The sequence below is a fragment of the Mesotoga infera genome (assembly GCF_900157305.1).
Lineage (GTDB): Bacteria > Thermotogota > Thermotogae > Petrotogales > Kosmotogaceae > Mesotoga > Mesotoga infera.
The window spans coordinates 861,239-874,936 of record NZ_LS974202.1 but is presented as its reverse complement, the minus strand read 5'-3'; the positions used below and the strand labels follow the sequence as shown (position 1 = coordinate 874,936).

At 50.1% G+C, this 13,698-nt stretch carries 9 protein-coding genes; 6 read left to right on the top strand and 3 right to left on the bottom strand.

Going from position 1 to position 13,698, the window contains the following annotated elements:
• Window positions 1-17 precede the first annotated feature (17 nt).
• From MESINF_RS04070 to MESINF_RS04045, 6 genes are all read left to right on the top strand, one after another.
• The gene (locus MESINF_RS04070) at window positions 18-1,181 is read left to right on the top strand and encodes a Gfo/Idh/MocA family protein (RefSeq protein WP_169698655.1); all 1,164 of its coding nucleotides are present in this window, start codon (window positions 18-20) and stop codon (window positions 1,179-1,181) included.
• Window positions 1,182-1,192: 11 nt separating this feature from the next.
• Window positions 1,193-2,185 (top strand): sugar phosphate isomerase/epimerase family protein, encoded by a 993-nt coding sequence (locus MESINF_RS04065; RefSeq protein WP_169698654.1) that lies wholly within the window; start codon window positions 1,193-1,195, stop codon window positions 2,183-2,185.
• Between the two features lie 11 nt (window positions 2,186-2,196).
• Entirely contained in the window at window positions 2,197-3,690 is a 1,494-nt protein-coding gene (locus MESINF_RS04060; RefSeq protein ID WP_169698653.1) for a sugar ABC transporter ATP-binding protein, read from the top strand.
• 1 nt (window position 3,691) lies between these two features.
• Window positions 3,692-4,666, top strand: a complete 975-nt coding sequence (locus tag MESINF_RS04055) for an ABC transporter permease (protein ID WP_169698652.1) — start codon at window positions 3,692-3,694, stop codon at window positions 4,664-4,666.
• Between the two features lie 74 nt (window positions 4,667-4,740).
• Window positions 4,741-5,703: an ABC transporter substrate-binding protein gene (locus MESINF_RS04050; protein ID WP_169698651.1), complete on the top strand. Its 963-nt coding sequence runs from the start codon at window positions 4,741-4,743 to the stop codon at window positions 5,701-5,703.
• A gap of 189 nt (window positions 5,704-5,892) precedes the next feature.
• Window positions 5,893-8,004 (top strand): VIT domain-containing protein, encoded by a 2,112-nt coding sequence (locus MESINF_RS04045; protein ID WP_169700813.1) that lies wholly within the window; start codon window positions 5,893-5,895, stop codon window positions 8,002-8,004.
• A 50-nt stretch (window positions 8,005-8,054) separates the two neighbouring features.
• Here the strand turns inward: MESINF_RS04045 and MESINF_RS04040 are convergent, their stop codons facing one another.
• The 3 genes from MESINF_RS04040 to MESINF_RS04030 form a co-directional block, all read right to left on the bottom strand.
• The gene (locus tag MESINF_RS04040; RefSeq protein ID WP_169698650.1) at window positions 8,055-11,138 is read right to left on the bottom strand and encodes a S8 family peptidase; all 3,084 of its coding nucleotides are present in this window, start codon (window positions 11,136-11,138) and stop codon (window positions 8,055-8,057) included.
• A gap of 233 nt (window positions 11,139-11,371) precedes the next feature.
• Window positions 11,372-11,869, bottom strand: coding sequence for a ferritin-like domain-containing protein (locus MESINF_RS04035; RefSeq protein ID WP_169698649.1), 498 nt, complete (start codon window positions 11,867-11,869; stop codon window positions 11,372-11,374).
• Complete coding sequence (locus tag MESINF_RS04030) at window positions 11,866-13,695, bottom strand: FAD-dependent oxidoreductase (protein ID WP_169698648.1); 1,830 nt, start codon at window positions 13,693-13,695, stop codon at window positions 11,866-11,868. Before MESINF_RS04030 ends, MESINF_RS04035 begins: the two co-directional genes overlap by 4 nt.
• Window positions 13,696-13,698 lie beyond the last annotated feature (3 nt).

The window sequence follows — 13,698 nt, the reverse complement described above, 5'->3', positions numbered from 1 at the left end:
AACTAGAGGTGAGAATTATGATTGAAGGAAAGGAAATTGCCTCTGCAGGTCAGCTGAGATATGGAATGCTTGGGGGTGGAGAAGGCTCTTTCATTGGCGACGTACACAGAAAGGCGATCGCCATGGACGGTCTGGCACAACTCGTTGCCGGCTGTTTCTCGATAGATTACGAAGACACTCTCAGAACGGCGAAAAAACTTCGCGTCGCTGACGACAGGGTTTACAAAGACTACGTTGAAATGGCCAGGAAGGAGTCGGGCAGAGAAGACTGCATAGACTTCGTAGATATCGCGACACCCAACAACACGCATTATCCAATTGCAAGAGAGTTTCTAAATGCCGGCATAAACGTTGTCTGCGAGAAACCGTTGACCATAGATCTGGCGCAGGCCGAAGAACTCGCCGCACTGGCGAGGAAAAAGGGATTGCTCTTCGCCGTCACTTACACCTACTCCGGTTATGTGATGGTGAAACAGGCAAGAGAAATGATACGGCGGGGTGATATTGGAGAGATCAGGGTCGTAATGGGTGAGTACGCCCAGGACTGGCTGGCCACACGTCTGGAGGACACTGGGAATATGCAGGCCTCCTGGAGGACCGATCCCTCCCAGACTGGCCGATCCAACTGCGTCGGGGATATAGGAAGCCACATAGAGAATACGGTATCATACATGACCGGATTGAAGATCAAGTCCCTGTGTTCCAGTCTGGACTCTTTCGTTCCCGGTCGTAAGCTCGACGACAACGCCGAGATACTAGTGAGATTCGACAACGGCGCCAGGGGCGTTTACTGGGCATCGCAAGTTGCAGTGGGTCACGACAACGGACTGAGAGTGAGGATCTTCGGAAGCAAGGGATCCATAGAGTGGGAACAGGAAAACCCCAACTACCTCAGGGTGGCCTATATCGGTGAGCCGGTTCAGATACTTTCCAGGGGCGGAAGCTATATGTTGCCGAACGCCGCAAAGACGTCTCGGATCCCGGCGGGTCATCCCGAGGGTTATTACGAAGCCTTCGCCAACATCTACCGCAACTTCGCAACTGCGCTGATGAAAAAGAAAAAAGGTGAAGATATTTCCGACGCGGATTTTCCGAGCGTGGAAGATGGACTCGAGGGAGTCAAGTTCATAAGCAAAGCTGTCGAGAGTTCTGAAGCCGGCAGCGTATGGATAGACATGTAGGAGGGATATTTATGGGAAAGAGACCGGTTACTCTCTTTACGGGTCAATGGGCCGATCTGACCTTTGAGGAGATCTGCAAAAAAGCCAGTTCCTGGGGCTACGACGGCCTCGAAATAGCCTGCTGGGGCGATCATATGGATCTCGAAAGGGCCGCGACTGATCCCGCTTATGTGGAGAACAGGAAAAATATCCTCGAGAAGTACGATCTGAAATGCTGGGCGCTCGGCGCTCATCTTGAGGGGCAATGTGTAGGAGATCTGTACGATTCAAGGCTCGACGGTTTCGCACCGGACAGTTGCAAGGGTTATCCTGAAAAGATAAGAGCCTGGGGCATAAAACAGATGATGTTCGCACCCACAGCTGCCAGAAATATGGGTTGCTACACCGTCACCGGTTTCACCGGCTCCCCTGTTTGGAAGTTCTGGTATTCCTTCCCTCAGACCACGGAGAAGATGGTGGAAGACGGTTATAAAGAGATATTCGATCTCTGGACACCGATATTCGACAGGTTCGACTCCGAAGGGGTGACTTTCTCTCTAGAAGTCCATCCTACGGAGATCGCTTTCGATTACTATACCGCGAAGAAACTGCTCGAGGTATTCAAGTATAGAAAGACGCTCGGCTTCAACTTCGATCCAAGCCACCTGATATGGCAGGGAGTTAAACCCCACCTCTTCATACGCGATTTTGGCGACAGGATCTACCACGTTCACATGAAAGATGCGGCCGTTACACTGGATGGCAGGGCCGGAATCCTCGGCTCCATGCTGACTTTTGGTGATACCCGGAGGGGCTGGAACTTCAGGTCGCTCGGTCACGGCCAAGTCGATTTTGAAGAGATAATAAGAGAGCTTAACAACGTTGGGTATTCTGGTCCTCTCTCTGTAGAATGGGAAGACAGCGGTATGGAGAGGGAGTACGGAGCCCGCGAAGCGGCACAGTTCGTTAGGAAGGTGGATTTCGAACCTTCCAACATAGCCTTTGACGATGCACTTAGAAGCTGAGGAGCAGGAGAATGGGAGAGGTCTTGATAAAGACTTCGGGGATCGCCAAGGAGTTTTCCGGGGTCAGGGTTCTAGATGATATAAACGTAGAAATAGAGAAGGGCGAGATCTTCGGGATAATCGGCGAAAACGGCGCCGGAAAATCGACTCTTGTTAAAATTTTCAGCGGGATCTATAACCCTACCGAAGGAAAACTCTTCTTCGAAGGTCGGGAAGTCGAGGTCAAGGATCCCATACACGCCAAGGCTATCGGAATATCTCTCATTCCCCAGGAGTTCAACCTCATAAACGAACTCAACGTTTACGAAAACATCTTTCTCGGAAGCGAGCTCACCGGCAGGGGTTTTCTGGCCAAAAAGGCTATGAAGAAGAGAACCCGGGAACTCCTCAAGGAGCTAGAAACCAATATAAACCCAGACGAAAAGATAGAGAGGCTCAGTGTGGCGCAGAAACAGATGGTGGAGATCGCCAAGGCCCTGGCCCACGATTCGAAGCTTTTGATCATGGATGAACCGACGACCGTCCTCACGCAGAACGAGATAAACATACTCTTCAACCTTATGAGGAGACTCAAAGAACGGGGCGTAACCATCATCTATATCTCTCACAAATTGAAAGAAGTGAAAAGCATTTGCGACCGCGTGATGGTCCTCAGGGACGGTATCACGATAAGCGTAACCGGGACCGCCGAACTGGACGAGCATGAGATGGCGAAAAGAATGGTGGGAAGAGAGTTGAGCCAGGTCTTCCCCGAAAAGACCAAACCGTCAGACGAAATTGTTCTTGAAGTCAGGAATCTCTCCGTGCGAGGTCTTCTGAAGAATATCTCTTTCGACTTGAAGAGAGGAGAGATCCTGGGATTCGCAGGTCTGGTGGGGGCAGGGAGAACGGAGCTGGCCGAAGCGATCATTGGCATACGAAAGAAAGAGACCGGCACCATCAACATCAAAGGAAGGGCCGTGGAGATAAAATCTCCCAGCGATGCCGTAAAAAACAAAATAGCCTATCTGTCGGAAGATCGTCAGGGTAGCGGAATACTTGTCTCCTTCGATATAATAGGCAACACGACTTTGATATCACTGCCGGCTTACTCCAGGATACTCATAAACCACAAGCTGGAAAAGGAAAAGACCCAGCAGTACGTGGATAAATTCAACATAAGGGCAGCATCTCTAAAAACAAGGCTTGAATTTTTCAGCGGCGGGAATCAGCAGAAGGTTTCACTCGCCAAGTCGCTAGATCCGCAACCGGAGATCTTCATTTTCGATGAACCCACAAGAGGAATAGATGTCAACGCCAAAAGAGAGATCTACCGGTTCATCAACGAGCTCGTAAAGGAAGGGGTTTCGTGTATCATAATATCCTCCGAGCTCGAGGAGATAATCGGTATGAGTAACCGCGTTGTCGTTATGAAAGAGGGCACGGTCACAGGTATCCTGGAGGGAGAACATATAAACGAGGAAGAAATAATGCTTCACGCGACTGGACTCAAGGGGGTTGCATGATATGGCCGTTGAAACTTCCAGAAGACGTTTTGAATACGAGAGGTTCGGTCCACTGGTAGCTCTCGCCGTACTGTTTATAATCTCAGCGATAGCGAGTCCTTACTTTCTACAGGTGCAGAACCTGCTGAACATAATGAGGCAGGTTTCCTACACGGGGATAATCGCTCTCGGCATGACTTTCGTGATAATTTCCGGAGGGATCGATCTCTCCGTCGGTTCTATGGTTGCCCTCGTCGGAGGCGTGGTTATACTGACTCTGAACTGGGCGATAGGAGTCTTTGGGGCCGCCGCCGAGGCATGGGCTATATTCTTCGCTCTGGTAGTTGGAATACTCTTCGGTGCGGGACTCGGCGCTCTCAACGGGCTCATGATCACACTGGGCAAGATCGCTCCCTTCATAGCCACACTGGGCACTATGGCCATATTCAGGTCAATGGCGTTGTATGTGGGTTCGGCAGGAGTTTTTAGATCCCAGAGCAACCTCTTCCCCGACCTGGGGATGGGAAAGATACTGGAGATACCCAATCCGGTCGTGGTTTTCATAGTTCTCGCGATAATCTTTTCTGTGATCCTCAAGCAGACGCGTTACGGCCGGTACCTGTGTGCCGTCGGTTCAAATCCAAAGGTCGCGAAGTATTCGGCCATAAAGGTCAATCTCACCAGGTTTATCTCGTATGTAACGGTCGGAATCACCGTTGGCTTCTCGGCCGTTTTCCTCTCGGCAAGATTGAACTCCATGAGTTCGACAACAGGTGGGTCCAACTACGAGCTTGACGCGATAGCCGCCGTCATAATCGGCGGAACGCCCATGACTGGAGGGACGGGGTCGATCTTCGGTACGGTGATCGGTGCGATCACTCTGGGTATAATCAACAACATGCTCAACATGCTGGGCGTATCGCCTTATCTGCAGGGTACGGTTAAGGGTATAGTTATCATCGGCGCAGTTTTGATCCAGCGCAAAAAGAACCAGTAGCGTCGTCGGAAAAATTCGGTATTAATGTATTTATGGGACACAAGACGAATTACTACCCAAAAGGAGGTGTTTTTGTGAAAAAAGCGTTGGTACTTACTATTCTCGTGGTTTTCCTTCTCTCCGCTTTTGCCTTTGCGGCCGAGAAGATCAAAATCGGAGTGGCAATACCCAGTGCAGATCATGGCTGGACTGGCGGCATCGTCTGGTGGGCACAGAAGGCAATTAAGGACTGGAACGTAAAGGATCCCGATGTAGAGTTCTTCCTGGTGACGGCCGATTCGGCAGCGAAACAGGTCGGAGACGTTGAAGATCTTATGGTAAAGGGTATCGATGCCCTGGTAATACTGGCACACGATTCCGAACCTCTTACCCCGGTTGTTGAAAAGGCCTACAACAGTGGAATCTTCGTGGTATCGGTTGACAGAGGCCTTACCAAGCCTGTCGAGAACGTTTACGTTGCAGGAGACAACCCAGGTCTGGGCCGTGTTTCTGGAGAGTGGCTCGCGAAAGCTCTCAATTACAAAGGCGACATCGTCGTGCTGGAGGGAATCCCCTGTGTTATCAACAGCGAAAGAGTCGACGCCTTCAAAGCTGTTATCGCTAAGTATCCAGATATAAGGATTCTCGACTCTCAACCCGCGTACTGGCAGACGGAAAAGGGTCTGGAAATAATGGAGAATTACCTCCAGAAGTACAAGAAGATCGATGCGGTCTGGGCGCAGGATGACGATGTGCTGAAAGGCGTTCTCCAGGCCTACAAGGAATCCGGCAGAAACGATATTAAGATCTTCCTCGGTGGCGCCGGCTCCAAAGAAATGATCAAGAAGGTTATGGACAACGATCCTCTCGTCAAGGCCGATGTGACTTATCCTCCTTCGATGATCGCAACGGGCATATCGATGGCCGTGATGGCGATGAGAGGGGAACAATTGAACGGCTTCTACCAGCAGCAGATTCCTTCTAAGATCATTCTTGCCGCTGAACTGATCGTACCGGAAAACGCGGCCAATTACTACGAACCGGATTCGATATTCTAAACTGCCTTCCTACCCTGAACACATTCCCGGAGATCGATATCGATCTCCGGGTTTTCACCGTGTAGCTCCTCTGCGGACTTTGATTTCGAAAGGGGTCGGAGGGTTTTGTTACTCTCTTCTGAAAACTTTCTGGCTTTTAGAGGCGTCATAAGTCCGTAGAAAGAAAAGGGGGTGAAACACGTGAAAAAAATGAGTGTCATAGCGTTCTTGTTGTTGATGGTGGCCCCGCTGGCCGCCAACGGAGTGGTAATACCTCCGCATCCGGTTGAACCGGGAATCGGTGGTTTCAAGATGAATTATCACAATGTCGATATCACTCTCGACAATGGGATAGCGAGGGTAAAAATCGAGGAAGAGTTCGAAAATGTTTCCAGTCACAGACTGGAAGCTGTTTATCTCTTTCCCATACCTTCTTCGGCAGTTATAAGCGACTTCGTGATGAAAGTGGGAGACCAGGTCTTTAAGGGCGAGGTTCTTCCGGCCGACGAGGCAAGAAAGATATACCAGGAGATCGTAGCCAAGTTGAAAGACCCGGCTCTTCTCGAATACGTCGGCAGCCAGTTGATCCGTCTGAGCGTCTTTCCCTTCGAGCCGGGTGAAAAGCGGCAATTCCATATAGAATATACACAACCGCTGGAGATCTCTTCCAACGCATACACCATGATCTATCCCTTGAAAATCGACAGCTTTCTTACTGCTCCGATAGGTAGGGTGAGCATAAGAATCAAGACAACCGATGAAATAGCCGAGGTCTTTTCACCAACACATACCCTGAAAGAGGTCCAGGTATCCGGGGTATCTGGAAGAGAGTACATCTTCCAGGCGGTAGACTTTGTGCCGTCTTCCGATGTTGCAATGGTCTTCACGGCTTCAACTGAAGAGATTCCCTCCTCTGTCGCCACTTTCTGGGATGAGAAAGCTGGGGAGGGTTACTTCCTGCTGACTCTCATACCGAGATTGAAGGAAGAGCGCATCATTCCCAAGGATGTTGTCTTCGTACTTGACATATCAGGCTCGATGTACGGCGAAAAGATAGAACAGGCGAAGAAGGCTCTAGAACAGGTGTTGCAGATGCTGCGAAGTGACGACCGCTTTGCGATCGTGACCTTCGACGACGGAATTTACGACCTGACAGGGGGGCTGCTGAGCGCTTCTGAAAAGGGTGTATGGATAGAGAAAGTCAGAAGGATTCAGGCCGACGGTATGACGAACATTTACGGCGCCCTTCAAACCAGTATAGATATGTTTAGCAGGGGCGACGAAGGGAGGTTCAAGGTTCTTCTCTTCCTGACAGACGGTGCTCCAACTTCGGGAATAACTGAAACCGGCAGAATAGTCAGCGATGCAACCAACGAAGCCAGGGCCAGGAATGTACATCTCTTCTCGTTCGGTGTGGGTACGGGAGTCGTTGCCGAACTTCTGGATCGGCTCGTTCAGGAGAACGCCGGAAGGGTCAGTTACATAGTTGAAGGCGAAAATATCGAGAGCAAAGTGACCGAACTTTACAGGTCGATCGAAACCCCCGCGCTCGAGAACGTGGTGATCTCTATGGAAGGCATAGAGACCGCGAAAGTACTACCGACTGGCCCTCATTCTCTCTTTTCCGGTTATGCGCTGAGGTTATCCGGTCTCTTCTTCGAAGAGGGAGATCTGAAAGTGACGGTAGAGGGCACGCGTGGTGGTGAAAGGCACACATACGAGTATTATTTCCAGATCGACAAGATCGCAGGGAATGAATTCGTCTCAAGGATATGGGCACAGAAGAGAATCGCCTTGCTGGCCAATATCTATCGCTACGACAGCAGTCTGAGCGAAAAGGCCAGGGAGGAAGTCGCACAGGAGATAATCGCACTTTCGAAGAAGTTCAATATAATAAATGAATTCACTTCCTTCCTCATAGCTCCCGAAAGACACCTGTCATACAATGCAGTGGTTGACAGAGGGGGTTTGGGAGTCGCCCCACAGACTACGGGATCGGTAATGGCGGCCAAATCAGTCGCCGAAATGGAAATGGACCAGTTCGTCGAAGGCGGTACGTCCGATTACAGGTTCGTCGGAAGTATCGGATTCTACCTAAAGGATGAAGTTTGGATAGAGGACAATCCAGAGGTCGAAAAACTCGTACCGGTAAAGGTAAAAGCGTTCAGTCAGGCTTATTTCGATCTATTCAACGTTGATGACTGGTTGAAAGAAGTCCTCTCCCTCGGTGAGAAGGTCAAGTTCATATACAAGGGGACTCTCTTCGAGACGGGCGATACGGGTATAGAGAATGAAAAAGAGCTGGAAGAGTTTTTGAAGTAATGGCCAAAAAAAGTGGGAGCTCGCGAGAGCTCCCACTTCTGTCGTTTTTATCAATTTTCAACGATTGGAGCGAACTTGAAATCGATCCAGTTGTCGCCCGTGCTGAGGTCGTACGTTGTTGCGTTATTTATGTTCGGCTTTCCGCCGTTGTAGTTGTAGTAGCCGAGCAGGTCTCCCTTGTTGATCGTACCGCTATCATCCATATCTCTCCAGGCCCAGACCTTCACCTGACTCAGTGTTACGTTGCTGAAGCCGTAGGAGCCGGAATCGGATATCGTCGTGTTGGCTATATCTACACCGGTCGCCGGGTTCCTCAGGAAGACCTTGAATTCCTGCGGAGTGGTTATAGAATCGAGAGCCGCCTGCGCGTTTACCAGTCCGTAACCGTAATAATCGTCTCTTCCTGCCGTTCCCAGATCAGTCGCCGTGTCCCGTAGCGTTTGGCGTATCTCGTCAGGATCGGTGAGTCCGGCCCCCATCAGTAGCGCGACGAGCCCGGTCACGTGTGGCGTGGCCATCGATGTGCCCTGCATGTACATGTAGTTGTTTCCCGCAGGCGTCCAGCCGGTGCTGTATATTCCGTTCGGGTCGGTGTAGGATGTCATCCAGCCTCCCGGTGCAACGACGTCCAGTTCTGGACCGAAGCAGGAGTAATTCGATCTCTTGACGGTACTTCCGTCTTTCCAGACCGCGCCGACCGCTATCGTTTCAGGGTACTTCGCGGGGTACAGTATGTTACCGTCTCCGTTGTTGCCCGAGGCCGCCACCATGACGACACCGTTCCTATCGGCGTATTTTATGGCATCGTGGAGCGGTTCGGTCCCGGCCGGTCCGCCGAGACTCATGTTGATTATCTTCGCCCCGTGATCCACCGCGTATATGAGGCTGCTAATAAGAGTGCTGGAGTCTTTTATCCCTCTTATCGGGATTATGGAGATACCGAAACCTCCCCAAGTGACACCGGCCACTCCCTGTGCGTTGTTCGAAAGCGCCGCTACAGTTCCGGCTACGTGAGTGCCGTGGCTGTCTTCCGAGGTGTTGGGCTCTGAAACGTTCGTGTTGTTGTCTATAAAATTGTACCCGGCAGTGAAAACCCCCGTCAGGTCGGGATGGTTGATACTGAACCCCGAATCGATTATGGCAACCACGACGCTCCTCGAACCTACGGTGTAGTCCCAGGCCTGCGGCAGGTTAATAAGCGGGTAGTTCCACTGTACGGGGTAATACGTGTCGTTCGGTGTTGTAGCCAGTGGGTAGAAGAGGTAGTTACGCGATACGTTCACCACGCCGGTCAGATTTTCGAGTTCCTTCATTGAAAGATCCGTGCTCACCAGAAGGAACCTCAGAGAACCGTCGGCCGATTCGATCCTTCTCAAGATCTCGATACTTCCGGTAGTCGCGGTCTTGAAGGAGCTTTCCGCATCTTTGAAGGAGTCCACTTTCAGTATGTATTCTCCCTCGACGTACTCGGCCTCTTCGGGAACCGTTCTTATATCAGGGTTGGACACTATCTCGTATTCATCGAGATCGGCGGTCTTCACGTCTCCTGTGTAAGGAGTCACATTTCCCCAGATGTTCCTTCCGGCCGCCGCGACGTAATGGGCCACGACGTTTTTCGGAGCATCTATTGTGACGGCAAGCGGATTGGCAGATCCTGCATTGACACCGTTCACAACCCAGTGACTGAAATTGAACCCGGCCTTTTGGGGTGCCGAGAAGTTCACTATCTCTCCGACTATGTGCCAACCTGCACCAGCTATAGCCGTTCCCACAGGGTTCGATGAAGTCGCCACCAGATACTCCAGCTTCATCTGGGCCGTGTAGGTTATATCCGAATACACGGTGATGTTTCTCGGGTTCTGCGTGTTGAGATCGTTCCACTGCTGGAAGGTGTATCTCGTATCGTCTCCGGCGACCTGACCGGAGGTATCCTTGCTCTGCGGAGAAGTCACGGCTATCAGTGTGGCTGTTCCGCTTCCGAGCACCACGCTCTTGGGAGAGGTGTAAGGGGTTCCCCCGATACTTATGTTCAGATTCGTGTGGGGCGAGGTGGTGACCGTCAGCGTGTAATCGGGTTCCTGCAGGGCGAAAACGGCGGTTACCTGATGGGGCCTGTCTATGGTCAATTCCAGAGGTCTCGCGCTTCCCACGTTCTGGCCGTTGACCAGCCAGTAACTGAAGTTGTAAGGTCCGAGATCACCCGAGAAATCGAACTGCCAGACGGCTCCTCTAGGTGTCCAGTAAGTCCCTGTCTCCCACAGTGTGGGCGAGGCGCTGACATCGATCCTGTACTCGGTAGTCATGTTGGCGGTGAAGGTCTTATCGGAATCGATGGTGACATTTCTCGGGTTCTGGGCGCTGCCGTCGTTCCAGTTGGCGAATGTATATTTGGAATCGATTCCCGTCATCCACGGCGATACATCCTTCTCCTGGTAGGCGACCACGGCGATCTGCTTGTTGCTTCCGCCCTGTACCACCATGCTCTTGGGAGAGGGATAAGTCGTTCCGTCTATTCTCACGTCCAGAGCGATGTCGGGAAGGGTGGTTACCGTCAAGGTGTACTGTACATCAGCGTTGTACTGAGCGACGACGTTTTTGGGTTCGTTTACCTGAACGATCATAGGATTCGTATTGCCGGCGTTCACACCGTTTATTACCCAGTGGCTGAAAGTGTAGCCGGCCATAGCCGGTGCCGTCAACGTGGCGTTCGTGTCTTTGTTGTACCAGCCTCCGCCTGTTACCGCCGCACCGACAGGATTGGAGGATACATCGACTTTGTACTGAACATTCATCTGGGCCGTGTATGAGAAATTACCGTTGACGGTGAAATCTCTCGGGTTGTTGTTGTTTGAATCGTTCCATTGCTGGAAGGTGTATTTGGTATCGTTACCGACCACGAACGCGGAACCGTCTTTTTCCTGAGGACTTGTAACCTGAACGTTCACATTCGTTCCTTCCGCGTACTTCTGGCTGAAAGGTGTCTGTTGATTGACAAAATTGATAGTTATCTGGAGCCCCGTATCGGGAGAAGTGGTTATTGTCAAAGTGAAACTTTTCGGACCGTTTGGACAACCGGTAAGAAGCAACATCAACAGAGCCGCCACCGATGCGAAGAACAAAAGCTTCCTTTTCATTGTACAACCTCCTCTCAAATAGAAAAACTATGATCATTCTATACTGCATTGAACGCCAAGTATATGACACGAAAGAAAGAGCGTATGGACAGTGTAATGGCAGCAAGAGTTAAATTCCACTATGATCTTACGCTCGTATAGAAAGATACTATCACTTTTCAAACATTCAGGTTCCATTCATCGGCTCTGTCCGTCTCCGAAATTCACCGGTGTAGATCGATAATCACCTTCGATTAAAACGGGTAGAAGCCCAGATCCAGCGCGTTTTTTTCATAGATACGTTCCATAAGTCTTTTCAACAATTCCATGTGTCCCTCTTCCCAAACTCTTAGAGTTGTCAGCAGTTTCTTGGCCCGGTCATCTTCTATCTTTTCCGAGGCCTTGCCGTAATACTCCACGAAGTCTTTCTCTATAAGGTAAGCCATTCTCAGTATCGAAAGATCGGCCAAATCGTTGCTGTAGGTGTTACTGGAAAGAGCCTGTGACTTCAGACGTTCTTTGAAGATTTCGTCCTTTTCCCCGGTTGCTTCGATATTTATGGTCTCATCGGTCTTGAGTTTTTCGATCATTTTCCTTATAAATTCCACATGTGAGGATTCCATATCCATCAGATACTTAAAGGTTTCCCTTGCCAGTGCTTGCTTAACTTTCTCCATGTTGCTTTTGTAAAACTCCTGCCCTGATCTCTCAAAACTAAGGGCAAGTTCCAGAATTTTTTTCAAATCACTCACTTCTTCACCCCCGCCAAGAATTCATCGATACCTATCGCAGCTCTATGACCGTCGGCAACGCCATGAATTATATCCGGTCCGTTCACTATATCTCCTCCAGCAAATAACCACGGTAAAGCAGTCTGTCCCTTTTCGTTAACAAGAATTCTGCCCCTTATGAATTGAATCTCTTCCTTTATTTCGACAGGAATAAAGTCATAATCTGGTGCTTGACCAATCGCTTCAATAATCATCGTGCCCTCTATGGTCGAGAGATCTGATTCATCGAATTGCGGATTGAATCTACCGTCGTCGTCAAAGACTCTTGTACAAGCTATAGTTTTTAATCCGCAGATCTTTCCATCTTTCAACAAAACTTCTTTTGGTCCACGAGATGGAAAGTATTTTATGCCTTCTTCCTTACCTTCGAGAATCTCTTCCAGGTCGGCCGGCATCTCTTCCATTGACTCTAGCGATGTCACCTTCACATCGATGTGATTCCTTTCCATTTTCTGTATGCGGGCTACGCTTCTGGCTGCATCCATCGCGACGTTACCACCGCCTATAACGATAACGCTATCGGTTACTGGTGGCTTCTCTCCACTTTCTTGCCTTAGGTAGTCGCGAATCTTTTCTAGAAGAGGTATCGCCATGATTACCCCTTCACTATCTACCCCTTTGACACCGGTACTCCTACCCTTAGAGAATCCGGTTCCCAGGAAAACCGCATCGTATTCGTCGCGTATTTCCTCCAAAGTTACATCCTTCCCGACGGTAGTGAGACACTTGATTTCAACCCCGAGCGACTCTATTACTTCTATGTCTTTATCCAGGGCTTCGTCAGGCAGTCTATATCTCGGTATTCCGTACCTCATAACTCCTCCGGCAAGGGCTTTGCTTTCGAATATGGTCGTAGAGTATCCCATCAGTGAAAGATAGTAAGCGGCCGAAAGTCCGGCAGGGCCCGCACCTATTATGGCTACTTTCCCGCGAACCTTCTTCACTACCTCTCCGTTCAAAGCATAACGTATCACGTCTTCAGTTTTCTCCTGATCCATGATGTAACGTTTCAGCCACCTTATCGCAAGAGGTTTTCCTCTATTACCAATCGAGCATACAGTTTCGCATTTGTGGGTACATACTCTTCCACAAACTGATGGAAGCGGGTTGGTTTTGTAAATCCAGTTGACTCCTTCCTCCGTGTCATCATGGAATACACTCTCTATGTATCGGGGAATGTCCATGTTAACGGGGCAGGCCTCTACGCATAGCTCGCAATCAACGCATCTGGATGCTTCCGCTATGGCTTGTTCTCTCGAATAACCCTTCACGAACTCAATAAAGGAGTCAACGCGTTCCTCTCCGGGAAGCTCTTTCATCACAACTCTTTCCAGATCGAGAAGTTCAGAGTCTTCGTCGCGAGAATAACCTATCGGTTGAATATCGTGGTGTATACCGGTCTCGTCCGGCAAAAAGAAGAAAGTGCCGGGATCGTCGGATATATGTATGTACTCCCTGGTCATATTTAAAGAGCCAGTGGTGCATATATCGACACACATGGCGCAGAAGGAGCAGCGACCGTAATCTATGGCCGGTCTCTGTGCTTTTTTTCCCGATTCTACAGTGATATCGACAGGCACCATCCTTATTGCGTCGGTCGGACAGATCTTCGAACAGGTGGAACAACCCGAGCATTTATCCCAGTCGTTTACGTGAAATCCCCTGTACCTTTCTGCCGCTTCACGGTAGACTTCTGGAACTTTTATGGTAACCGGTCTGGTGAAGAGCCTCTTCCAGGCTATTGTTGGACCCCAGAAAGTCTTTTTTAACCCATCATATATGCTCACACT